Source organism: Nocardia sp. NPDC004711, from assembly GCF_053601595.1.
The window spans coordinates 90,104-114,212 of the sequence record NZ_JBSGCB010000009.1 but is presented as its reverse complement, the minus strand read 5'-3'; the positions used below and the strand labels follow the sequence as shown (position 1 = coordinate 114,212).

13 protein-coding genes are annotated in these 24,109 nt (G+C 71.3%); 6 read left to right on the top strand and 7 right to left on the bottom strand.

Going from position 1 to position 24,109, the window contains the following annotated elements; translation table 11 throughout:
* Nucleotides 1-58 precede the first annotated feature (58 nt).
* Nucleotides 59-1,519, top strand: a complete 1,461-nt coding sequence (locus tag ACWEKS_RS11000; RefSeq protein WP_452339900.1) for an MFS transporter — start codon at nt 59-61, stop codon at nt 1,517-1,519.
* Nucleotides 1,516-2,202 (top strand): SGNH/GDSL hydrolase family protein, encoded by a 687-nt coding sequence (locus ACWEKS_RS10995; protein ID WP_452339899.1) that lies wholly within the window; start codon nt 1,516-1,518, stop codon nt 2,200-2,202. The genes ACWEKS_RS11000 and ACWEKS_RS10995 overlap by 4 nt, the downstream gene beginning before the upstream one ends.
* 114 nt (nt 2,203-2,316) lie before the next feature.
* Here ACWEKS_RS10995 and ACWEKS_RS10990 read toward each other — a convergent pair whose 3' ends face one another.
* On the bottom strand, nt 2,317-2,667 hold the full coding sequence (locus ACWEKS_RS10990) for a hypothetical protein (RefSeq protein WP_379380628.1): 351 nt from the start codon (nt 2,665-2,667) through the stop codon (nt 2,317-2,319).
* Nucleotides 2,668-2,856: 189 nt separating this feature from the next.
* On the opposite strand from ACWEKS_RS10990, the gene ACWEKS_RS10985 reads away from it, so the two are divergent.
* Complete coding sequence (locus ACWEKS_RS10985; RefSeq protein WP_452339898.1) at nt 2,857-3,840, top strand: glycosyltransferase family 9 protein; 984 nt, start codon at nt 2,857-2,859, stop codon at nt 3,838-3,840.
* A gap of 61 nt (nt 3,841-3,901) precedes the next feature.
* Here the strand turns inward: ACWEKS_RS10985 and ACWEKS_RS10980 are convergent, their stop codons facing one another.
* Together ACWEKS_RS10980 and ACWEKS_RS10975 are read right to left on the bottom strand one after the other, a co-directional pair.
* Entirely contained in the window at nt 3,902-4,831 is a 930-nt protein-coding gene (locus ACWEKS_RS10980) for an EamA family transporter (RefSeq protein ID WP_452339897.1), read from the bottom strand.
* Between the two features lie 233 nt (nt 4,832-5,064).
* Nucleotides 5,065-5,391, bottom strand: a complete 327-nt coding sequence (locus ACWEKS_RS10975; protein WP_452339896.1) for an ArsR/SmtB family transcription factor — start codon at nt 5,389-5,391, stop codon at nt 5,065-5,067.
* Nucleotides 5,392-5,574: 183 nt separating this feature from the next.
* On the opposite strand from ACWEKS_RS10975, the gene ACWEKS_RS10970 reads away from it, so the two are divergent.
* Together ACWEKS_RS10970 and ACWEKS_RS10965 are read left to right on the top strand one after the other, a co-directional pair.
* Nucleotides 5,575-6,258, top strand: a complete 684-nt coding sequence (locus ACWEKS_RS10970) for a M23 family metallopeptidase (RefSeq protein ID WP_452339895.1) — start codon at nt 5,575-5,577, stop codon at nt 6,256-6,258.
* 184 nt (nt 6,259-6,442) lie between these two features.
* A complete protein-coding gene (locus ACWEKS_RS10965) occupies nt 6,443-7,501 on the top strand; it encodes a hypothetical protein (protein ID WP_452339894.1) in 1,059 nt (352 codons plus the stop codon).
* Here the strand turns inward: ACWEKS_RS10965 and ACWEKS_RS10960 are convergent.
* On the bottom strand, nt 7,452-7,778 hold the full coding sequence (locus ACWEKS_RS10960) for a hypothetical protein (protein WP_040857932.1): 327 nt from the start codon (nt 7,776-7,778) through the stop codon (nt 7,452-7,454). The two genes, ACWEKS_RS10965 and ACWEKS_RS10960, sit on opposite strands and share 50 nt — an antisense overlap.
* 195 nt (nt 7,779-7,973) lie before the next feature.
* Here ACWEKS_RS10960 and ACWEKS_RS10955 point away from each other — a divergent pair, with 195 nt between their 5' ends.
* Entirely contained in the window at nt 7,974-8,309 is a 336-nt protein-coding gene (locus ACWEKS_RS10955; protein ID WP_040857934.1) for an RNA polymerase-binding protein RbpA, read from the top strand.
* Between the two features lie 137 nt (nt 8,310-8,446).
* Here the strand turns inward: ACWEKS_RS10955 and ACWEKS_RS10950 are convergent, their stop codons facing one another.
* The 3 genes from ACWEKS_RS10950 to ACWEKS_RS10940 form a co-directional block, all read right to left on the bottom strand.
* Nucleotides 8,447-9,229 carry an ABC transporter permease gene (locus ACWEKS_RS10950; protein ID WP_452339992.1) on the bottom strand — a complete coding sequence of 261 codons (783 nt, stop codon included), beginning with the start codon at nt 9,227-9,229 and terminating at the stop codon, nt 8,447-8,449.
* A gap of 92 nt (nt 9,230-9,321) precedes the next feature.
* Complete coding sequence (locus ACWEKS_RS10945; protein ID WP_452339893.1) at nt 9,322-10,314, bottom strand: ATP-binding cassette domain-containing protein; 993 nt, start codon at nt 10,312-10,314, stop codon at nt 9,322-9,324.
* The gene (locus ACWEKS_RS10940) at nt 10,311-23,963 is read right to left on the bottom strand and encodes an amino acid adenylation domain-containing protein (RefSeq protein ID WP_452339892.1); all 13,653 of its coding nucleotides are present in this window, start codon (nt 23,961-23,963) and stop codon (nt 10,311-10,313) included. The genes ACWEKS_RS10945 and ACWEKS_RS10940 overlap by 4 nt, the downstream gene beginning before the upstream one ends.
* Between the last annotated feature and the right edge of the window lie 146 nt (nt 23,964-24,109).

Genomic DNA, 24,109 nt, shown 5'->3' with positions numbered 1-24,109 from the left:
GAACGATCGTGCGTACTGTTTTGATCCCGCTCCGACACCCTTCCGTGGAGAGCCCGTCATGACCGACATCAGCCAGCGTCAGCCCGCAGCACCCGATACCTCCCCGCCGAGCACCGAAGCTCGCGCCGGCCGATCCTCCTCGGCCACAACGTCCTCCGACCGCCCGGCCCGCCTCGCCCTGCTCGTCGCCTCCGGCGCGGCGTTCGTGTCCTTCCTGGACCTGTCGGTGGTCAACATCGCCTTTCCCGCCATCACCCGCGACTACCCCGGCACCGCCGCCACCACCCTGACCTGGGTGGTGAGCGGTTACGCTGTCGCCTTCGCCGCCCTGCTCACCCCCGCCGGCCGGCTGGCCGACGTCCTCGGCCGCGGCCGCGTGTTCCTCACCGCCCTGGCCGGATTCGCGCTCACCTCGCTGCTGTGCGCGCTCGCGCCGGGAGCGGACTGGCTCATCGCCGGCCGCTTCCTGCAGGGCGCCACCGCGGCCTTCCTCATCCCGGCCGGACTCGGCCTGGTCCTGAGCGTCACCCCGCCCGCCCGCATCGGCGTCGCCATGGCCGCCTGGACCGCGGCCGGTGGATTCGCCGCCACCGTCGGCCCGGCCGTGGGCGGCGCGCTGGTCGACTGGTTCGGCTGGCGTTCGGTCTTCGTCATCAACGTGCCGATCGCGGCACTGCTCATCGCCACCGGGCTGCGGCTGGCGCGCGGCGATCAGCGGCACGCGCAGGGGCTGCCCGATCCGATCGGCACCGTCGCCACCGGACTCGGCATCGGCGCGGTCGTGGCCGCGGTCACCCAGGGACAGCAATGGGGGTGGGGCGCTTGGCAAACCCTCGTCACCGGTCTCGGCGGGCTCGTACTGCTGGGCCTCGCACTGTGGCGGTCGCGGACGCATCCGCGCCCCGCCATCGCGGTCGGGCTGTGGCGCAGCCACCACTACGCGCTGGTCAACGCCGTCGCCTTCGTCTTCGGCGCGACCATGTTCGCGTGGCTGCTGGCCGGACCGCTGTGGCTGGACACGATGTGGCACTACTCGGTGCTGCAGTCGGCGGCCGCCATGACCGTCGGCGCGATCGCCTCCATGGTCACCGCGGTGCCGGCCGGGCGCGCGCCGGTGCCGTGGCAGCGGTGGCTGGGCGTGCTCGGCGCCCTCATGTTCGCCGCGTCCACCCTCTACATGAGCACCGGCAGCTGGGACGCCACCCCGGCGCTGTGGACAGCGTGGGTGCCGGCCGGACTGCTCGGTGGCGGCGGCATCGGCCTGCTCATCACCGTGCTCGGCACCGCCGCCGCGCGATCGCTGCCGCCGCACCGGTTCGCGGCCGGGGTCGGCATGAACCTCACCGCCCGCCAAGCCGGCGGCGCGCTCGGGGTGGCCATGCTCGCCGCGGTGTTCGCCGCCCACCCGGCCCAGCCGCTCACCGCCTTCCACACCCTGTTCGCCGTCTGCGCCGGAATCGCTTTCGCCGCAGCCGTTCTCGCCGCCCTGCCGATCCGAGCCGAGGAGCCCCGGCCATGACCGCCCATATCGAAGCCACCGATCCGTTCACCCTGTCCGATCCGGCAGCCGCCGCGATCCTGCGCGACGTGCCGTTCCGGCGGTTCGCCGTCATCGGCGACTCCACCGCCGCCGGCACCGGCGACCCCCGGCCCGGCTACGACACCGTGCCCTGGGCCGACCGCGTGGCGCGCTGGCTGCTGGCCGCCCACCCGAGCGCCGACTACCTCAACACCGGCGTCCCGGGCGCGGTCGTCGCCGACGTCACCGCCGGGCAACTGCCCGCGCTCGAGGCATTCCGCCCGGACCTGGTGCACGTCACCTGCGGCGGCAACGACCTGTTCCTGCGCAATGCCCGGCTGCCCGAAGTGGAGGCCGCCCTCGACCAGCTGTGCACCCGGGTGGCCGTCACCGGCGCGCGGCTGTCGCTGTTCACCCTGGCCGATTCCTTCATCGGGCGCATGGCTCCCCTGCGCCCGCTGTTCGCCGGATTCGCCGACGCCGTGCGCCGCGTCGCCGAGCGCCACGACGCCATCCTCACCGAATTCTGGGACCACCCCGCGCGACTGCGCCCGGACTGGCTCTCGGCCGATCTCATCCACCTGACCATGGCCGGGCACGCGGTGGTCGCCGCCGAGATCGCCAAGAACCTGGCCCGCCACACCGCCCGCGAACTCCCGCCCGAACTCGTCCGGCACCCCTGAGCCCGGCCCGGAAACGCCCGATGCCGCACACGGTGCAGTCATGCACCCTGTGCGGCATCGCCTTTCACGCACGAAGACGCTATGCGGTTGTCGCGCTCACGGTTTCGCGCTCGCTCACTTCCACAGCGCCGCGATGAAGACGTTCAGGATCGCCAGCCCGCCGGCCGCGTGGGTCATCCACGCCACCTCCTTGCCGCGCTTGGCATCCGCGCGACCCATTTCGGCGAAGGCCGCAACCAGCACCGCCACCACGAGTTTGGTGATCATCTTCGCCATATCGGGGTCCTTGCCCAGCGAATGGATCGACTCGGCCATGCCGAGCAGGATCACTCCGGTGAGGATCTGCACACGCGCGCCCCACACCATCAGCTCCGACACCCGCGGCTGGGAGGCGACATACCCGCCGACCACCGCCGCCATACCGAGCAGATGAGCCGTGACCATGAGGTTGTAGACGACCGTCATGACTGCACACGGTAATCCATCCACCCGCGACAACGACAGCCGGTAGTAACAGCGGTTTTCCGCCATCGTGTGGACCGGTCCCCAGGGTTTCACCCCCGTGCGGGCCGGGTAGTCCTCACGCAATGGTCCCCGCACGTCCGGTGGCGGACCGCAGCGTCGTGGGCAGCGTGGCCGGCTAGGAGAATTCAGGTGGCGGTTGTACTAGTGCTGCGAGCACGCGGATTGGGTGATCTCCTCACCGCTGTCCCCGCGTTGCGCGCCCTGCGCCGGGCCCGGCCCGGCGACCACATCGCACTGGCAGCACCTCATCGCCTGAAACCCATCGTCGACCTCATCGCCTCCGTCGACGAAATGGTCCCCATCCACGACACCGTCGGACTGCGCTGGGACGGCGAATCACCGGCCCTGGCCGTCAACCTCGACGGCACCGAAGGCATCGCGGAACTCTCCCGCACCAAGCCGGAACGCATTCTCACCTACCGCAATCCGGCCTTCCCCGACCTGCCCGGCCCGGAATGGCAGCCCGAGATGCACGACGTGGACCGCTGGTGCCATCTGCTCGAATTCGACGGCATCGCCGCCGACCGCCGCAACCTCGGCCTGGTGCCGCCGGTGGCGAGCACCAGTCACCGCAACGCCGTGGTCGTGCACATCGGCGCGGGCGCGACCGCCCGGCGCTGGCCGGCCGACCGGTTCGCCGCCGTGGTCCGGCATCTGCTGGTCCAGGATCGCGATGTCGTAGTGACCGGTGACGAATCCGAACGCGAGACCGCGCTCGGCGTCGCCACCCGCGCAGGACTCTCATCGGCGCGAGTCCTCGCGGGCCAGCAGAACCTCATCGAACTGGCCGCCACCGTCGCCGAGGCCGCCCTCGTGGTGTGCGGCGACACCGGCGTCGCCCACCTGGCCACCGCCTTCGGCACCCGCACCGTGCTGCTCTTCGGCCCCAACCCGCCCAGCCGCAGCGGCCCGCCCCCGCACCTGCTCGGCCGGCACGCCGTGCTCTGGGCCGGGCAGACCGGCGACCCGGACGCCGACGACATCGACCCGGGGCTGCTGAAAATCGGTGTGCCCGAGGTCGTCAACGCCGTCGACAAGCAACTGCGCAAACGCCCTTGGCCCGGCACCGGATTGGACCGCCGCGCCCAGCAGACCTTCCGGCGGGTGGGGTGAATCCCGTCCTCGGAGCTCTGCGGGGCTTCGCCCGGCAAACCCGCTGAGATCGCGCCCGCCGTCATTCCCGCGATTCGGACGGCCGTGCGTTCCCGCGCAACCGAGGACGGCTGTTGCGTTGTGTCGCACTGAGAGTCAGCGCCGCCATCACCAGCGCGATGCCCGCGAGTTCGGGAACAGCGGGCCGCTGGGCCAGCGCGAGCGCGCCGATGACGGCCGCGGTGGCCGGGAGCAGAGCCAGCAGCAAGGCGAAACGGGCGCGGCCGACCGTGCGCAGGACCAGCTGGTCGAGGGCGTAGGGGACGGCACTGGACAGCACGCCGACACCGACACCCAGCAGCCAGGTGCCCGGGTCCGCGAAAACGGCTGGGGCGAGTACACATTGGCGCGTCACCAGGATCGGGGCCAGCAGGAGTGCGGCGGCGGCCATACCGACGGCCAGGGCGTCCAGGCCCGAACCCGCGTCGGCGACCCGCTTGCCCAGCAGGATGTAGCCCGCCCACAGCGCGGCCGCCAGCAAGGCGAACGCGACACCGGCCGGCCGGGCATCGGGGGAGACGCCCGCCAGCAGGAAGACACCGGCGACCACCAGGGCGACGGCGAGGAGATCGCGGGGCCGGCGCGATCCGAGAGTGGCCACCGCGACCGGTCCCAGGAATTCGATGGCGACCGCAGTGCCGAGCGGGATCCGCGCGATCGCCTCGTAGAAGACGATATTCATGCCCAGGGTCACCACGCCGAACCCGGCAGCCACCCCGATCGAGCGGCGGGTCCAGCGCCGGCGCCAGGGCCGCCGCCACGCCAGCAGGGCGACACCCGCGGCCGCCGCACGCAGCCAGGCCACGGTCGCCGGTTCGACCGTGCCGAACAGATGGACGCCGATCGCCGCACCGAGATACTGCGAGACGCCACCCGCAATGAAGATCAGCGGCACCGACCAGCCGGGTAACACTGTCCGGCGCGGACTCTCGACAACGACGGACGTACCCACCCCGCCACCGTAACGCCCGGCCGCCGCGCAGGGCCGCGCCGAAGCCGGCCGCGGCCGGGGATTCAGCTGGGGACGGGATCGACGCGGCCGCGCCCGGAGTCTCAGCGAACCAGCCGTACGCGGCCCTGCTGCCTACCGCCCGTTTCCCGACACCGGTCCGCTCCCGCAGCCTCGCGTCCACTCCCGCGATCCCGGCCCAGTCCCGCCGCGTTCGGCCTGCCGGCAGGTTCGCGCTACTCGGAGGGGGGTTCGGTCTGCGCGCTGGACAACGCCGCGGAGTAGGCGGCCAGGGCGCTGGGCCAGAACTGTTCGAGATAGTCACGCGCATCGGCCAGCCCGCGCGGGTCCAGGGAGTAGAGACGGCGGTTGCCCTGCGGCCGCATCATCACCAGGCGCGCCTCACGCAGCACCTTCAGATGCTGGGAGATTGCCGAACTGGTGACACCCAGGGCCTCAGCGAGTTCACCCACCGATTTCGGACCCTGCGGGAGAGTTTCGAACACCGCTCGGCGAGTACCGTCGGCGAGCGCGCTCAACACCCGCACTCCATTAGTGACCACTTAAGCAGAGTGCCCGTGCCGCCCTCCCGGGGTCAATTCGCCGGCAAACCCCCGAGGCCGACGTCATCCACGAATTACCTGCGTGTCGTTACCGTCTCGTAATACACGAACTGGACTTTCGGTGCACTGTGACGGTCGCAACTCGGCTTCTGAACGACACCCGGATTCTCGTACGGTCGAGCAATGCCCGTAACCGTTCCGTTATCTCGTCTGCATGGAACCGGCCGGTACCGCTCGGTCGCGACCCGTGCCGCGGCCGTCACCGCCGTCGTCGGCGCCACCCTGACCGCGCTGGCCGCCACCGACCCGCACGCCACACACGAGCTCACGGGCGACTCTGTGGCAAACGCCGCCCAGGTCGACGGCACCTTCACCGCCTTCACCCCGCGCGAGGCGCAGATGCCGCAGGTGGTGCCGCAGCCGGTTATCGACTTCCTCAACGGCCTGCACGCCGAGCAGGCCCGCCCCAAGACCGTGCGCCCGGTCGCCGGTCCGCTCACCTCCGGCTTCGGCATCCGCTGGGGCGCCATGCACGCCGGTATCGACTTCGGCGAGGGCTTCGGCGCGCCGATCCACGCCATCACCGACGGCAGCGTCATCGAGGCGGGCCCCGCCTCCGGGTTCGGTCTGTGGGTGCGGGTGCTGCAGGACGACGGCACCATCGGCGTCTACGGCCACATGCAGGACATCCTGGTCCAGGTGGGCCAGCAGCTGCGTGCCGGCGACGTACTCGCCACGGTCGGCAGCCGCGGCTACTCCACCGGACCGCACCTGCACTACGAGGTGCACACCGGTGGCGGCGCGCCCGTCGATCCGCTGCCCTACCTGGCCGGGCGCGGCATGGACGTCAGCATCCCCGTCGACTGACCCCACCGCTCATCCGGGCGCCCGCTGCAGGGTGCACGGATCGGTTGCGCGACAACGGCGTTCGCGACCCACGCAGCACAGCTCCGGCTCACACCGCCGGGGCTGTTCTCATACCCCGGTACTACGTGCCCACCCCACCGGCGGGGGACGTGGCGGGCGGCCGCACGGACCTAGCGTCACCGTCATGACCACGCTCGATCGTCCGCCGCTCGCGCCGTTCACCCCTGCCATCCCCGCTCGCCGGCTGCACCGCCCCCTGCTCGTCACCACCGCGGCCATGGCGGCCCTGGCCGTGTTCTCCCTGGGCGCCATGGCCTTCGACGACCGCATGCTGCTGGGCGAATCGGTGTGGCTCAAACCGCTCAAGTTCGCCATCGCCATGGTCCTCTACTGCGGCACCCTGGCCTGGCTGGTGTCGTTCCCGCACCGCGGGCAGCGGCTGACCTGGTGGATGGGCGCCGTCTTCGCCGCCACCGCCATCGTGGACGTCGGCTTCGTGGTGGTGCAGGCCGCGCGCGGCACCTTCAGCCACTTCAACACCCAGCACGACGCGGTCAACACCATCGGCCAGTGGGTGTTCATGACCGGCGTGCCCGGACTGCTCCTGGCGAATCTGGTGATCGCGGTGACCCTTTCGTGGCAGCGCGTCACCGACCGGCCCACCTCGCTGGCCATCCGCGCGGGCCTGGGCATCGCGGTGTTCGGCATGGCGCTGGGCTACACCATGGGCTTCAGCGGCCAGCAGCAGACCACCGACGCCTACGGGCACCCGGTCCGGCTGGGCGCGGGACACACCTTCGTCAGCGGGCAGCCCGCCGTCCGCGACGGTGTCGAGGGCATGCCGATCACGCACTGGAGCACCGCGGGCGGCGACATGCGGATCGCGCATTTCGCGGGCCTGCACGGCATTCAGCTGCTCCTCGTGGCGGCCATCGTGCTGGCCCGCCTCGCCCCGGCCGTGACATGGCTGCGCACCGAGCGCACCCGCACCCGGCTGATCGGGGTGCTGGCGCTCGGCTACACCGCTCTGGTGGCGCTGCTGATGTGGCAGGCGTTGCGCGGACAGCCGGTGACCCGGCCCGACGGTGAAACCCTCACCGCCCTCGGCCTTGTCGCCGCCGTCACCGCGCTCGGCATCGGCATCGTCTACGCACTGCGCGTGCGCGCCCTGCCCGCCGGCCGCCACGCCGCGGTCAGCGCAGCCGTTCCGCCTCGCGCGTCAACGCCACCAATGTCGCGGTGAGATCGGCGAGTTCGATCATCTCGGCGCCCTCCGCGACCGCCGTGGCCACGTCCTCGGCGGCGCAGCGGGCCGCGAACCAGCGATCGGACAGGTCCGAGACCTCCTGGGCACTGAGCACCACCGAATCCTCGGGAATGCCGGTGCCCTTCACGCTGTTTCGATGTTCGTACGCCCGCTGGCGACACGATTGCCGGCAGTACCGCCGGCGGCGTCCGATCTCCGATTCGGCGATCTCCCGCCCGCACCATTGGCAGCAGGACAGCACGCGTCGAGACATGGTCCGTCACATTAGCGGTTTGCGGCCGCGACCGGGCGGAAGGGCACGCCGCGGCGGAGTGGGCGCGCCGGACGAGTAGGATGGCAGGGTTCTCCCACGGGAACCGACACGTGCGCGGCTGCGTTGACAGTAGGTAGCGCAGCTGCAGAAACACTGATGTAGAACATTGCCGACAGGCGAGAAGGGACCGCACTCATGGCAGATCGCGTACTCCGGGGGTCTCGGCTCGGAGCGGTGAGCTACGAGACCGACCGCGACCACGACCTGGCGCCGCGTCGGATGGCGCGGTACCGCACCGACAACGGCGAGGAATTCGACGTTCCCTTCGCCGACGACGCCGAAATCCCGCCGACCTGGCTGTGCCGCAACGGCCAGGAGGGCATCCTGCTCGAGGGCACCACTCAGGAGCCCAAGAAGGTCAAGCCGCCCCGCACCCACTGGGACATGCTGCTGGAGCGTCGCAGCAAGGAGGAGCTCGAAGAGCTCCTGCAGGAGCGCATGGAGCTGCTCAAGACCCGCCGCCGCGGCTGAGCACCGCGACAAAACGGGAAGGGCCCCGCACCACACCGGTGCGGGGCCCTTCCCGTGCCGGGGTCAGCCCGGTGGGCCGTAGTGAGCGGCAAGGGTGGCGTCGAAGAGGGAGTGGTCGGCGCGCTGCCGGCGCCGGCTCAGTGACTGGCCACCTTCCGGTACTGCAGCAGGGCGATCGGCACCGAGATCGCCAGGATGGCCAGCGAACAGTAGACGGAGTACGCGACGCAGTGGTCGGCAGGCCAGCCGGTGGCCGGTGTGAACGACGGCGGGGAGCCGTTGTCGAAGAGCTTGCGCCCGGCCGCCGACACCGCGGTGATCGGATTCCAGGCGGCGACGGTGCGCAGCGGACCGGGCAGCGTCTCCCCGGAGATGAAGGCCGAAGAGATGAAGGTCAGCGGGAAAAGCCAGATGAGACCGGCGCTCTGGGCCACCTCGACGCTGGGCGACATGAGCCCGGTGATCGCCCCGACCCACGACATGGCGAACGCGAACAGCAGGATCACCCCGAACGCCAGCACCGCGTCGATGATCGACCCGTTGATCCGCCAGCCGACCACATACCCGCAGACCACCATGACCGCCAGCGCCAGGATGTTGACCACCAGGTCCGACAGGGTGCGGCCCATCAGCACCGCCAGCCGCGACATGGGCAGCGTCCGCATCCGGTCGATGATGCCCTTGTGCAGGTCGTTGGCCAGGCCGACGGTGGTGAACGCAGCATTGAAAGCGACTGTCTGCGTGAAGATTCCGGCGAGCAGGAACTCCCGGTACTGGCTGCCGCCCAGGGACGCGCCGAAGATGTAGGCGAACAGGAACACGAACATCAGCGGCTGGATGGTGGCGGTCACCAGCAGGGTGGGCACCCGCAGGATGGTCAGCAGGTTGCGGTAGGCCACGATCGCCGAGTCGCGCACCACCCGGGGTAGCAGCAGGAGAGGACCCTCGATGCGGGGGCGGCCCTGTTCCTCCTCGGGTGGCGCGGGAGCTTCCGGTTCGGCGGGGAGGGTCGTCACGACAGGATCTCCTCTTGGACAGACTCGGGGGCGGGGACGTCCGGCTTGCGTTCGCCGGATTTGCCGGTGAGGGAAAGGAATACGTCGTCGAGGGTGGGCCGGTCCACGACGGCGTCGACCACGTGTACCCCGGCGTCGTCGAGGCGGCGCAGCGCCTCCACCATGGTGCGGCTGCCGTCGCCGACCACCACGGTGACCGTGTCGGCGCCCTCCTCGAATTCGGCTTCGCCGATACCCACCTCACCCAGCACCTGCTGTGCGGGGGCGGGATCCTGGCCGGGCGCGAGGGTGACGGTGAGCTTGTCGCCGCCGATGGAGGTCTTCAGCTCGTCGGCCGAGCCGCGGGCGATGACCCGCCCGCGGTCGATGACGGTGATGCGGTCGGCGAGGAGGTCGGCCTCCTCCAGGTACTGGGTGGTGAGCAGCACGGTGGTGCCGTCGTCGACGAGTTCGCCGATGACACGCCACATGTCGAGGCGACCGCGCGGATCCAGGCCGGTGGTCGGCTCGTCCAGCACGACCACCGGGGGCCGGCACACCAGCGCCCCCGCCAGGTCCAGCCGGCGGGCCATACCGCCGGAGTAGGTGCCCGCCCGCCGCCCGGCCGCGTGGTCGAGGCCGAGGGCGGTGAGCAGTTCGGTGGCGCGTTCGGCGGCCCGCTTGTGGTTCATGCCGTACAGCCGGGCCACCATGCGCAGGTTCTCGAATCCGGACAGGTTGGCGTCGATGGCCGCGTACTGGCCCGACAGGCCGATCCGGGTGCGAACGCGGGCCGGATGCTTCAGCACGTCCACTCCCGCGACGTGCACCGAGCCCGCGCTCGGGCGTAGCAGGGTGGTGACGATGCGGACCGTGGTGGTCTTGCCCGCGCCGTTGGGCCCGAGCAGGCCCATCACCGTGCCGGACGGTATCTCGAGATCGATACCGTCCAGCACCCGTACCTTGCCGTAATACTTCACCAGCCCTTCAACTTCCACGGCCAGACTCATCGCATACCCTCCCGCCGGGCTCGGATGGCTGCCAGCTGATCCCGCAACACCGGCCCGATGACGGCGAGGGATTCGGGCGTTGTCATGCCGGCGTGCGTGCAGCGCACCAGCTGGTCGTGCACCGCACCGGTGACGTAGGGCTGCCAGGCCGCGGCACAGCGGTCCGGGTCGGCCCGGTTGATCTCGTCGTCGGCGGCGGTGAAGAACAGCAGATCACCGTCGAAGACGCGGGGCCGGAACCCGTGCGCCTGCGCCGCGCCGTTCTCGTATCCGGTGTAGAGCCGTTCCAGGTGCTCGACGGTGAGCGCCGCGAACGGCCCGGATCGCCCGCGGAGCAGTTCGGCCGCCTCGGTGAGCGTCAGGCGCGAATCGATGTCGGCGTCACCGCCGAGCAGGTCGGAACCGAATTCGGCGACCACGGCCGCTACCGACGGCACCGCCTCCTCGAGCCACCGATCCGACAGCTGGTAGCTGTCCATCATGGCCAGCAACGCGACCTCGTCACCGGCCTCCTGCAGCTGCACGGCAATCTCGTGGGCGATGAGCCCGCCCAGCGACCAACCCAGCACCTGGTAGGGGCCGGTGGGCTGCACCGACTTCATGTGCGCCACATAGTGTTTCGCGGCCTCGGCGATGGTGCGGTGACTGTCCTCCCCGGCCACGTGCGGGGCCTGCAGGCCGTACACGGGCCGATCCTGCGGCAGATGCGACAGCAGCCCGGCGAAGCACCAGGACAGGCCGATGGCCGGATGCACGCAGAACAGCGGCGGCACACCGGAATCGGCGACCGCCCGCAGCGGCAGCACCGCGCCCAGGGCCGCGGTCAGCGCGGCGCCCGCGTCACCCTCGGCGGCGGCGAGCCGCCCGGCGATGCCGGCCGGGGTGGACTCGCCGAACATGGCCTGCACCGGGAGGTCGATGCCGCCCGCCCGCAGCTGGGCCACCACCTTGGTGGCCAGCAGCGAGTTGCCGCCGAGCTCGAAGAACCCGTCGTCGGCGCCGACCTGTTCGACGCCCAGCACGTCGGCGAAGGCGGCGCACAGCGCCTCCTCCAGCGGGGTCGCGGGGGCCCGGTAGCCCTCGCGGGCCGCGAACACCGGTTCCGGCAACGCCTTCCGGTCGAGCTTGCCGACCGGGGACAGCGGCACCCGGTCCAGCAGCATGATCGACTGCGGGACCATGTAGTTGGGCACCAGCTCGGCCACGTGCGCGGTCAGCTCGGCGGTGGTGGGCGCGGTTCCGGTGCGCGGCTTCACATACGACACCAGCGCGGTGGACCCGGCCGGGGTGCGGTGCCCGATGGTGGTGGCGAACTCCACCTCCGGGTGCTTGGCCAGCGCCGCGTCGATCTCGCCCAGCTCGATGCGGAAGCCGCGGATCTTGACCTGGTGGTCGGTGCGGCCGACATACTCCAGATCCCTTGCGCCGCCCTCGCTTTCGAGCCAGCGGACCAGGTCTCCGGTGCGGTACATGCGCTCACCGGGCTTGCCGAACGGGTTGGCCACGAAGCGCTGTGCGGTCAGGCCCGGGCGGCGCAGGTAACCGCGCGCCAGCGCCGCGCCGGCCAGGTGCAGTTCACCGGTGACCCCGGCCGGGGCCGGGTGCAGGCGCGCGTCGAGCACGCTCGCGCCGACCCCGCGGATGGGCCCGCCGATGGTGATCTGCCCGCCGGGCGTCATGGGGTGCGAGATCACCGTGACGATGGTGGTCTCCGTCGGCCCGTACACGTTGTAGAGCCTGCGGCCCGGGGCCCACCGGCTGACCAGGTCCGGTGGCAGCGCCTCGCCGCCGACCAGTACATGCCGCAGTGCGGTCACGCCGGCCGGATCGACGGTGCCCAGCGCCGAGGTGGTGATGAAGGCGTGGGTGATGCCCTCCTCGATGAACACCTGGCCCAGTTCCTGCCCGCCGACCACACCCTGCGGGCTGATCACCAGGGTGGCGGCCCCGCCGAGAGCGAGCAGCAGGTCCAGCATGGCCGCGTCGAAACTCGGTGTGGCGAAGTGCAGGACCCGGCAATCGGGGCCGACGTCGAAGCGCTGCGCGGTCTCGGCCGCGAAGTTGGACAGGCCGCCGTGGGTGACGACCACGCCCTTGGGGATGCCGGTGGAGCCGGAGGTGTAGATGACGTAGGCCGGGTTGTGCATGCGCAGCGGCACGATGCGTTCGGCGTCGCGGATCGGCGCATCGGAACTGGCGAGCACCCGCCGCCGGAACGACGGCGCGTCCAGCATCGTCCAGTTGGCCGCGTCGGGCATGCGCTCCCGATAGCCGGACAGCGTGATGCCCACGGCCGCACCGGAATCCAGCAGCATGTGGCTGATGCGCTGCTCCGGGTAGTTCGGGTCGACGGGCACGAACGCGCCACCGGCCTTGGCGATGGCCAGCATCACCGCCACCGATTCGGCCGAACGCGGAATCCCCATGGCGACCAGGGTTTCCGGGCCCACCCCGTAGCCGATGAGCACCCGGGCCAGCCGGTTGGTCCAGCGGTCCAGAGCGTCGTAGGAGATCTGGGTGCCGTTCGAGCGGACCGCGATGCCCGACCGATTGAGGTTGACCGCTGCCTCGAACACCTCCGGGAAGGTGATGGGCAGGCCGGGCTCGGTGCCGCGGACCGGCGCCAGCGCCGACCATTCGGCCGAGTCCAGCACGTCCAGATCGCCCACGGCGGTGGCCGGATGCGCGGCGGCCGCAGCCAGCAGGCGCACGAACCGCTGTGCCAGCCGCTGCGCGGTCGCCGCCTCGAACAGGTCGGAGGCGTAGTTCACCGACACCGTGATGCCGTCGGGTTCGCGGCGCGGCGTCCAGGATTCGGTGAGGGTGAACTGCAGATCGAATTTGGCGATGCCCGGGTCGGCGTCGTCGGCCTCGATGCGCATGGCCGGCAGCTCCAGCACCCGGGCGGGCTGGTTCTGCACCGACAGCATGACCTGGAACATCGGGTGATGCGCCTGGGAGCGCACCGGATTCAGCACCTCGACCAGGCGCTCGAACGGCACGTCGGCGTGGGCGAAGGCTTCCAGATCGGTGTCGCGGACCGCGCGCAGCAGGTCGCCGAACGCGGCGCCGCCGTCGATGCGGGTGCGCAACACCAGGGTTCCGACGAACATGCCGACCAGGCGGTCCAGCGCCGGATGTCCGCGTCCCGCAATGGGTGTGCCGACCGTGATGTCGTCGTCGTGCGTCAGGCGATGCAGTAGTGCGACGAGTGCCGCGTGCAGCACCATGAACATGGTGACACCGTGTTCGGCTGCCAGCGCCTGCAATTCGCGGTGGGTGAAGGCGTCGAGCTTGCACTCCACCGTGCCACCCCGGTAGGTCGGCACCGGCGGCCGCGGCCGGTCGGCGGGAACGGAGAGCCGTTCGGGGATGCCGTCGAGGGCGCGCCGCCAGTAGTCGAGCTGGCGGCTGATCACAGAGTCCGGATCGTCCTCGCGGCCCAGCACATCCTGCTGCCACAGCGTGTAATCGGCGTACTGGATGGGCAGTTCGGGCCATTCCGGGGCCTGCTTGCCGGTGTGCGCCCGGTAGGCGGCGGCCACATCGGCGGCCAGCGGCTGCAGCGACCAGCCGTCCATGGCGATGTGGTGCACGACCAGCACCAGCACATGTTCGGTCTTGCTGCCGGTCAGGCGCAACAGGGCCGCGCGCACCGGCACGCTGGTGGCCAGGTCGAAACCGCCGGCGGTGACACGGCGGATCTCGCCGGGCACCTCGTCCGCGGCGACCGTCCGCACCGGCAGGCCGACGGCGCCCTCGCCCGGCTCCAGGATCCGCTGGCAGGGTTCGCCGTCGATCTCCGGGAAGACGGTGCGCAGGGTCTCGTGACGGTCCTGCACGGCGTGCAGGGCCGCGCGCAGCGCCGGGATGTCCAGCTCACCGTGCAGGCGCAGGGCGACCGGAACGTTGTAGGCGCCCAGCGCTTCTCCGTGTTCGCCGGCGTTGAATTTCTCCAGGAACCACAGCCGCCGCTGGGCCGCGGAGAGCGGGATCCGCGCGGGGCGGGTGCGCCGGCGCGGTTCCGGCCGCAGATCCGCCGAGGAGGATCCGGCGTCCAGGGCCGCGGCGAGTCCGGCCACGGTGGGCGCGGCGAAGACCGACCGCACCTCCAGCCGCACCCCGGTGACGGTGGCCAGCCGGGCCACCAATTGGGTGGCCAGCAGCGAGTTTCCGCCGACCTCGAAGAAGCTGTCGTCCGCGCCCAGGGCCTCGGCGCCGACCAGCTCCCCCATCACCTCGGCGACCAGGCGTTCGGTGTCGGTCTCCGGTTCCCGCGAGACCCCGGCGACGACGGCCGTGGGTTGCGGCAGCGCGTCGCGGTCGAGCTTGCCGACCGGGGTGAGCGGAATGTGGTCGAGCAGGGCGAGGGCGCTGGGCACCATGTGCGCCGGCAGGTGCTCGGCGCAGTGCGCGCGCAGCTCCTCGGGATCGGGTGCGGCGGCGAGGTCCACGGGCAGCACGAACGACACGATGCGGCGCGCACCCGCGATCTCGCGAACCTCGGTGTGGGAGAAGCGGATTGCGCGGTGGGCGGTGAGCACGCCGTCGATCTCGCCCAGCTCGATGCGGAAACCGCGCAGCTTCACCTGGTGGTCGCTGCGGCCCAGGTAGACGATGTCACCGTCGCCGGTCCAGCGCACCACATCGCCGGTGCGGTAGAGGCGCGAGCCCTCCGGGCCGTACGGATCCGCGACGAACCGGGCGGCGGTGAGATCGAACCGCTCGAAATAGCCGCGCGCACAACCCTGTCCGCCGATGTACAGCTCGCCGGGCACGCCGACCGGGACCGGGCGCAGGCGCTCGTCCAGGACCACGGCGCGGGCGCCGCGGACCAGGTTGCCGATGGTGATGGGCTCGCCGACCCGCAGCGGCGAGGAGATGGTGACCACGATGGTGGTCTCCGTCGGGCCGTACACGTTGAACATCAGGCGGCCGGGGGCCCAGCGCGCCACCAGTTCCGGTCCCAGGGCCTCGCCGCCGACCATGATCGCGCGCAGGTGCGGCAGCGGCCAGCGGTCCCGGTCGATGGTCGCCAGCGCGGCCGGGGTCATGAAGGTGTGGCTGACCCGTTCGCGTTCCATGAGCGCGGCCAGTTCGTCGCCGCCGTACACGTCGGGCGGGACGATGACCATGGTCGCGCCCGCGCAGATCGCGAACAGCAGGTCGTAGACGGAGGCGTCGAAGCTCGGAGACGAGAAGTGCATGATCCGCGAGTCCCGGTCGACCCGCGCGCGCTCGCGGACCTCGTCGGCGAAATTGGATAGGCCGCCGTGGGTGACGGCCACGCCCTTGGGTTTTCCGGTCGAGCCGGAGGTGTAGATGAGGTACGCCAGATCCGTGGTCCACAGGGTGCCGGTGCGCTCGGCATCGGTGATCGGCCCGTCGTCGAGGACCTCGAGCTCGTCGAGCAGTACGGCATCGTCGAGCAGCAGCCACTCCACGCTGTCGCCGCCGCCGGCGGCGTGGAGCCGGTCGGCGTGCTCGCTCATGCTGACACCCACCCGGCAGCCGGAGTCGGCGAGCATGTGCTGCACCCGGTCCGCCGGATAGTTGGGGTCCACCGGCACGAACGCCGCACCGCACTTGGTGACGGCCAGCGCCGTCAGCACCGACTCCACCGACCGGGTCAGGCCCAGCGCCACCCGGTCACCCGGGCCCAGGCCGCGGTGGATCAGGGCCCGCGCCAAGCGGTTCGAATACACGTCGGATTCCAGGTAGGTGAGCTCGGTGCCGTCGAGTCGCAGGAACACCCGGTCGGCGTGGAGGTGCGCGGTGGCCGCGAAGTAGGCGGCCAGGCTGCACTGCGGCTCTGGCGCGGGGCCCCAGGCCGGAGTGAGCATGTCGTGCTCGAGTTCGGTGCGCGCGTCGATGTCACGCACGCGCACGTGCGCGTCGGTGGTGACGGCGCCGAACACCTTCACCAGGCGCTCGGCCAGCAGGCCTACCGTCGACTGGTCGAAAAGCTCGGCGGCGTAGACGAATTCGAAGGCCCGCTGGTCCTCGCCCGCGCCGGGCAGCACCCGCAGCTCCAGATCGAACTTGGCCAGCGCGATATCGAGTTCCTCGGCCTGCAGCGACAATCCGGGCAGCCGCAGCGCGGGCAGCGGGGTGTCCTGCACGGTCAGCGCGACCTGCAGCAGCGGGCTCGCGCCGTAGCGGCGCTGCCCCGTGTCCGCGGACTGCAATTCCTCCACGACCCGCTCGTAGGGCACCTCGGCGTGCGCCATGGCGGCCAGTTCGGTGTCGCGGTCGGCCTGCAGCAGTTCGGCGAAGCTGCGGTCGGGGTCCACATCCGAGCGCAGGATCAGCGTGTTGACGAACATGCCGACCAGATCGTCGAGGCGGGTGTCGGTGCGCCCGGCCACCGGGGTGCCGACGATCACGTCGCGGCCGCCGGTGACCACGCGCAGCAGCACGGCCAGCGTGGAGCGCAGCACCATGAACAGGCTGACGCCGTGTGCCCGGGCGACCTCGGCGAGCCTGCGCTGCAGGACTTCGGGCACCTCGAACCGCACCGATCCGGCCCGCTGGGTGGGTTCGGCCGGGCGGGGCCGGTCGTAGGGTAGTGGCAGTTCCCCGGGCAGCTCGGCCAGCGCGGTACGCCAGTAGGCCAGCTGGGTGGCGGCGGCGCTCTCGGCGTCGTCCTCCGTGCCGAGAATCTCGCGCTGCCACAGGCTGAAGTCGGCGTACTGGACCGGCAGCGGCGTCCAGGTGGGCGCCGCGCCGCCGTGGCGGGCGGCGTAGGCAATGGCCAGGTCCCGGGTCAGCGGGCCCAGCGACCAGCCGTCGGCGGCGATGTGGTGCAGCGCGATGCCGAGCAGGTGCCGGCGGGTTCCGGTGCGCAGCAAGGTCATCCGCAGCGGGATCTCGCGGGTCAGGTCGAAGCCGCGGCGCGCCAGCGAGCGCAGGGCGTGGCGCGCGCCGACCTCGTCGGTCTCGACCACGTCCAGCACCGGCAGGCACCGTGCGGTGTCCAGCACGACCTGGTAGGCGCCCTGGGCGTCCTCCGGGAAGACGGTGCGCAGCACCTCGTGCCGCTCCGCCACGTCCGCCAGCGCCGCCCGCAACGCGTCGATGTCCGGATCGCCATCGATCCGCAGCACGAATGCGATGTTGTAAGCGCTGGATTCGGGGGAATATCTGTTGAGGAACCACAGTCGCTGCTGCGGCAACGACAGTGGCACGCGCTCCGGGCGCGGCGTATGCACAGCCAGCGCTACACGCTCGGCCCGGGGCGCTTCCGCCAGCCGTGCGGCCACCCCGGCCACCGTCGGCAGCTCGAAGATCTCGCGCACCGGCAGCTCCACCCCGAACTCACTGTGCAGGGCCGTGGTCAGGCGGGTGGCCAGCAGCGAGTTGCCACCGATCTCGAAGAAGTTGTCGTCCGCACCCGGCGTGAGTCCGCCCAGCACACTGCCGAAGACCAGCGCGACCTGTTGCTCCAGTTCGGTTTCCGGGGCGCGGGTGGGCGCGGCGGCCACGAACTCCGGTGCGGGCAGCGCCTTGCGGTCCAGCTTGCCGGTCGGGGAGACCGGTACGGCGTCGAGCACGGTGAGCGCCGCGGGCACCATGTAACCCGGCAGCCGTCCGCGTGCGGTCTCGAGCACCGCGGCCGGGTCGATGTCGGTATCGGCGGTGAGATAGGCCACCAGACGCGGGATTCCGCGCTCGTCGTGGTGAACGACGGTGAGCGCGAAGGTGACTCCCGGATGCGAGGCCAGCACGTGGTCGATCTCGCGCAGTTCGATGCGGAAGCCGCGGATCTTGATCTGGTCGTCGGCCCGGCCCAGGAAGCGCAGCTGTCCCGCCCGGTCGGCGACCACGAGATCGCCGGTGCGGTACATGCGTTCGCCGCGCCGACCGTGCGGGTTGGCCGGGAATTGTTGCGCGGTCAGGCCGTGCCGGCCCAGGTAGCCGCGGGCCAGGCCGGGACCGGACACGTACAGCTCGCCCGCCACGCCCGGCGGCACCGGGTGCAGGCGGCCGTCGAGCACGAACAGCCGCATACCGCGCACGGGCCCGCCGATCGGCACCGGCTGCCCCGCGAGCATGGGCCCGGTGGCGGTGGCGGCGACGGTGGCCTCGGAGGGGCCGTACATGTTGTGCATGCGCCGCGCCGGACGGCCGGGCCGGGAATCCGGTGCGGTCCAGACCTCGACGAGGTCCTCGGGGCAGGCCTCGCCGCCGACGATGACGGCCTCCAGCTCCGGCAGGTCGTCGGCGGGCACGGTGGCCAGGGCCGCGGGCGTGACGAAGGCGTGCGTCACGTGCTCTTCGCGCAGGATGCGCGCCAGCTCGGCGCCGCCGAAGACGCCCGCGGGCACCACCACGATGGTGGCCCCGGCCGCGAAACCGAGCAGCAGCTCCAGCACCGACGCATCGAAGCTGGGCGACGAGAAGTGCAGGGTGCGAGCCGAATCGGTGACCTTGAACAGGTGCATCTGCTCGTGCGCCAGCGAGGCGATGCCCGCATTGGTGACCACCACGGCCTTGGGCTTGCCGGTGGAACCGGAGGTGTAGATCAGGTAGGCCGGGCCGCCGATGCGCAGCGGGTGGTGCCGGTCCGCGTCGGTGACCGGGGTGCCGGGCAACTGCGCGCACTCCTGCGTGAGCTGCTCGGAGCCGAGCAGCAGCCAGTCGACGTAGCTCTTGCGATGGCGGCCCCGATTGCCGGGCCAGGTGGTCGGCATGTTCGCGCGCCGTTCGGCATTGGTGATGCCGAGCATGGCGCCGGAATCGGCGAGCATGTGGGCGATGCGGTCGGCCGGATAGTCGGGGTCGACGGGCACGTACGCGGCACCGGTCTTGGCCACCGCCCACACCGCGAGGATGCTCTCCAGGCTGCGCGGCAGCGCGATCGCCACCACCACCTCCGGGCCCGCGCCGTGCTCGATCAGCACCCGCGCCAGGCGGTTCGAGCGTTCGTCGAGCTCCCGGTAGGTGGTGTCGACGCCGAGGTAGCGGACCGCGACCGCGTCGGGCACCCGCTCGGCGGTGTCGCTGAGCAGTCGGGCCAGGGTGATGCTGGGCACGGCGGGGGAACCCACGATGGGCACCAGCTTCGCGATCTCCCGGACGTCCAGCAGCGGCAGGTCGCCGACCGGGGTGGACGGGTCGGCGACCGCGGCGGCCAGGAGCGCGCCGAAGCGCCGCGCGATGGCCTCCACCGTGGTCCGGTCGAAAACGTCGGCGGCATAACCGAATTCGGCGGTGAATCCGGCGTCCTCGGCGGAGATGCCGGCCGGTTCCTGGACGGTCAGCTGCAGGTCGAACTTGGCGACGTCGGTGGCCAGGGGCACCACCTCGGCCTGCACGCCGGGCAGGTCGACGTCCAGCTCGGGGTTGCTGTCGTAGGACAGCATCACCTGGAACAGGGGGTGGCGCGCGGCGGAGCGCTCGGGATTGACCACCTCGACGAGCCGCTCGAACGGCACGTCGGCATTGGCGAAGGCATTGAGGTCGGTTTCGCGGACCTCGGCGAGCATGCGGTCGAACCCGGCGGCCGGGTCCACCCGGGTGCGCAGCACGAGGGTGTTGACGAACATGCCGACCAGATCGTCGAGCGCCGGATCGCTGCGCCCGGCGATCGGCGTGCCGATCACGATGTCGGTGGTGTTGCACAAGCGCGCGAGCACCGCGGCCAGCGCGGCGTGCAGGACCATGAAGGTGCTGACCCCGCGTGCGGCGGCCACGCCGGCCAGGGCCCGGCGGGTCTGCGCGGAGATGTCGAACTCGACGGTGCCGCCGGCGGTGCTGCGGTGCCGCGGGCGGGGGCGGTCCAGTGGCAGGTCCAGCTGGTCGGGCAGGTCGGCGAGCGCGGCGCGCCAGAAGGCGAGCTGCCGGGCCAGGGCGCTGGCCGGGTCGGCCTCGTCGCCGAGCAGTTCCCGTTGCCACAGTGCGAAATCCGCGTACTGCACCGGCAGCGGCGTCCACCGCGGCGCCGCGCCCTGGGCGCGGGCGGCGACCGCGGTGATGATATCGCGGCTCAGCGGGGCGATGGACCAGCCGTCGCCGCTGATGTGGTGCAGCACCACCAGGAACAGGTGGGTGTCGGGCCCGATGGCGTACAGCGCCACCCGGACCGGGGCCTGGCTGCGCAGATCGAAACCGTAGCCGGCGAATTCGCTCGCCAGCGCGACCGCGTCCTCGCCGGTGGCGTCGATGGGATCGAGGGTGAGCGGGATCTCCGAGGCCGGGTGCACCAGCTGGCAGGGCCCGTCGGGGGTGTCGGGGAAGGTGGTGCGCAGGCTCTCGTGCCGTTCCAGCACATCCACCAGACCGGCCCGCAGCGCCGGAATATCCAGGGGCCCGGTCAGTTTCACCGCGAAGGCCATGTTGTAGGCCGCCGCGTGCTCGGCGAACCGGTTGAGGATCCACAGCCGCTGCTGGGCCAGCGACAGCGGAAGCTGTTGCGGCCGTTGCCCGGCCACCAGTTTCGGGGAGGTGTTCTCCGGCTCCGCGGCCGAGAGCCGGGTGGCCAGTGTGGTGATGGTGGACGTTTCGAACAGATCGCGGATGGTGAGCGACGCGCCGAGGGCCGCGTTCACGCGCGCGACCGCCCGGGCGGCGGTCAGCGAGTTGCCGCCCAGGTCGAAGAAGCTGTCCTCGATGTCGAATTCGTCGGTGCCGAGCACCTCGGCGAAGATGCCGGTGAGCTGGTGTTCCATGGCGGTGCGCGGGGCGGCGACGGGCCGGGCCGGGCGGCGGGCGCCCGCATCGGGTGCGGGCAGCGCCTTGCGGTCCACCTTGCCGTTCGCGCTGAGCGGTAGTTCGTCCAGCACCATGAGATACGACGGCACCATGTAGCTGGGCAGGGTCCGGCGCAACGTGGCGGTGAGGTCGGACGGGTCGAGGTCGCCGGCGCCGGGGGCGGGCACGACGTAGGCGATGAGCTCGTCCCCGCTGCGGCCGCGACGGGCCACGCACACGGCGCGCGCGACCCTGGCGTCGGCCAGCAGGACGGCCTCGATCTCGCCGAGTTCGATGCGCAGGCCGCGCACCTTGATCTGGAAGTCGCTGCGGCCCAGGTATTCCAGGACGCCGCCGGTGCCGGTGCCACGCCAGCGCACCAGGTCGCCGGTGCGGTACATGCGGGCGCCGGGGGTGAACGGGTTGGCCACGAAACGGTCGGCGGTGAGGGCGCCACGACCCACATAACCCCGGGCCAGCTGCACGCCGGCCAGGTACAGCTCGCCCACCACGCCCGGGGCGACCGGCTGGAGCCGGGCGTCGAGCACATAGGTGCGGGTGTTCCAGATGGGCGAGCCGATCGGGACGTCGGTGCTGCCCGGAGTGCAGTGCCAGGCGGTGACGTCGACGGCGGCCTCGGTCGGGCCGTACAGGTTGTGCAGCTGCGGCGCGCCGGCGGCGCCGCCGAGGGCGGCGTGGAAATCGGCGACGGTGGCGGCGGGCAGCGCCTCACCCGAGCAGAAGACCCGCGACAGTCCGGTGCAGCCCCGCACATCGGTGTCGGTGAGGAACACCGACAGCATGGACGGCACGAAATGCGCTGTGGTGACGCCCTTCTCGGCGATGATGCGGGCCAGATACGCGGGATCGCGGTGCCCGTCGGGGGCGGCGATGACCAGGCGGGCCCCGATCTGCAAGGGCCAGAAGAACTCCCACACCGAGACGTCGAAGGTGGCGGGGGTCTTCTGCAGCACCACGTCGGAGGAGTCGAGCGGGTAGGCATCCTGCATCCAGCGCAGCCGGTTCACGATGGCGGCGTGGGTGACGCCGACGCCCTTGGGCGTGCCGGTGGAACCGGAGGTGAAGATGACGTACGCGAGGTGGTCGGGACGCAGCGGCGCGGTCCGATCGGTATCGGTGACCGGGTGGCCGGGGTGCCGCGACACATCCGCGGTGTCGATGTCGAATTGCGGTGCGGTGCCGGGCATGTCGAGCCTGTCGCGCGACGCGGTGAGCACGCACAGCGGCCGGGCCTGGTCGAGGATGGCCTCGATGCGGTCGGCCGGGTGGTCCGGGTCGATGGGCAGGTAGGCGGCGCCCGCCTTGACGATGGCGTACATGCCGACCAGCAGGTCGAGGCTGCGCCGGACGGCCAGGCCGACCAGGGTGTCGGGTCCCGCGCCGCGCGCGATGAGTTCGCGGGCCAGCCGGTTGGTGCGCTCGTCGAAGGCGGCGTAGGTGAGGGTCTCGCCCTCGAAGTCGAGCGCGACCTGATCGGCGGAGGCGGCGGCCCGGTCGGCGAACAGCCCGGCCAGGGTGCCCTCCTGGCGGGCCACCTGGGTCGAATTCCATTCGTGCAGCACGCGTTCGCGTTCCGGATCGGTGAGCACCGGCATGTCGGCGACCGGCGTCTCCGGGTCGGCGGACACGAAACGGGCCAGGTAATCCAGCAGCCGGTCGTGGTGCGCGGCGAGTTCGGTATCGCTGTAGAGGCGCGGGTTGGCCTCGAAGTCGATGTGGATGCGATCGCCGAGACCGTTGTACAGGTTGATCGACAGGTCCTCGACCGGGCCGGTGGACAGCACGTTGATGGCGCCCATCAGGCTGCCGAACTTCAGCTCGTTGTGGAAGAGCATGAGGTTGACCATGGGGCCGAAGAAACCGCGGGCGTCGCGCGAATAACCGCAGTCGCGTCGGATGTCGTCGCTGCGATAGCGCTGGTGGCGCAGGGCACCGGTGATCTGTAGCTCGACCGCGCGCACGGTGTCGGCGACGGTGTGGGTGTCGGTGAACTGCACGCGGATGGGCACCACGTTCGAGACCACACCGCTGGAGCGGCGCAGCGCCACGGTGGTGCGCGCGGACACGGGCAGGCTCAGCACCACGTCCTGGGTGCCGGTGACGGCCCGCACGTAACCGGCCAGGGCGGCCACGAACAGCGCGGAGCTGTTGGAGCCGAACGCGGTCGCGGCGGCCTCGACGGCGGCCTGGGCGTCATCGGCGAGCACGGCGTTCGCGCTACGGCGGCCGGCGTCGGACACCGCGGGCAGCATTCCGTTGCTGGACAGGGTGATCGGCTCGCCGGCGCCGTCGAGCTGCTGACGCCAGTAGTCGCTGTCGGTGACGAAGCGGCTGGTCTCCCGGTAGCGGTTCTCGTCGGAGTAGATGCTGGCCAGCGGGGTGGCCCGGGAGTCGGCCGGCTCGTCGTGGGCTTCGAGGGCCGTATAGATCTCGGCGGCGCGGGTGGTGGCGTTCATGGCGCCGTAGCCGTCGATGACGATGTGGTGGCCGCGGCTGTACCAGATCCAGTCCGAGTCGCCGACCTGCAGCACCACATTGGTGGTGAGCGGGTCACGTTCGATGTCGATGGGCGAGCTGGCGTGCTCGTTCATCCAGGCGCGGGCCGCGGCGCGCGGGTCGGTCTCGGCGCGCAGGTCGTAGCGGGCCCAGCCGGGCCGCCGGTGGTAGTCCACCAGCTGGTGCGGCACCCCGTCGATCTCGAGCAGGCGCACGTGGCCGACTTGGCTCTCGGCGCCGTAGCGCTCGATGGCGTACAGCAGGCGGCCGACGTCCAGGTCGCCGTGAATCTCGACGTATTGCGCGATGGTGAGGGGGATGTCGGGCCGGATGCGCTGGGCGTACCAGAGAGCCGACTGCGCGGGAGAGAGCGTGAAAGGTTGAGCCGAGAATTCACCAGAAGAACATTGGTCGACACGGTCGGTGGCCAATGAACTCATCAAAAAACTCCGTTCTGCCGCTGTAGACGCAACTCCCCGAGCCCCGAAAATCGATCACGGTCCGCCCCGATGGCCCGGCGATCGCGCGCATGCGCGAGCCGTAGGACGTGATCCACGTCCTATGATTCGGAGCATCCCGCCGAGCG

Excerpts from the sequence above, each read along its gene's own strand:
- ACWEKS_RS11000 (WP_452339900.1), top strand. The coding sequence starts at position 59 with ATGACCGACATCAGCCAGCGTCAGCCCGCAGCACCCGATACCTCCCCG.
- ACWEKS_RS10990 (WP_379380628.1), bottom strand. The coding sequence starts at position 2,667 with ATGACGGTCGTCTACAACCTCATGGTCACGGCTCATCTGCTCGGTATG.
- ACWEKS_RS10940 (WP_452339892.1), bottom strand. The coding sequence starts at position 23,963 with ATGAGTTCATTGGCCACCGACCGTGTCGACCAATGTTCTTCTGGTGAA.
- ACWEKS_RS10955 (WP_040857934.1), top strand. The coding sequence starts at position 7,974 with ATGGCAGATCGCGTACTCCGGGGGTCTCGGCTCGGAGCGGTGAGCTAC.
- ACWEKS_RS10970 (WP_452339895.1), top strand. The coding sequence starts at position 5,575 with ATGCCCGTAACCGTTCCGTTATCTCGTCTGCATGGAACCGGCCGGTAC.
- ACWEKS_RS10995 (WP_452339899.1), top strand. The coding sequence starts at position 1,516 with ATGACCGCCCATATCGAAGCCACCGATCCGTTCACCCTGTCCGATCCG.
- ACWEKS_RS10945 (WP_452339893.1), bottom strand. The coding sequence starts at position 10,314 with ATGAGTCTGGCCGTGGAAGTTGAAGGGCTGGTGAAGTATTACGGCAAG.
- ACWEKS_RS10960 (WP_040857932.1), bottom strand. The coding sequence starts at position 7,778 with ATGTCTCGACGCGTGCTGTCCTGCTGCCAATGGTGCGGGCGGGAGATC.
- ACWEKS_RS10965 (WP_452339894.1), top strand. The coding sequence starts at position 6,443 with ATGACCACGCTCGATCGTCCGCCGCTCGCGCCGTTCACCCCTGCCATC.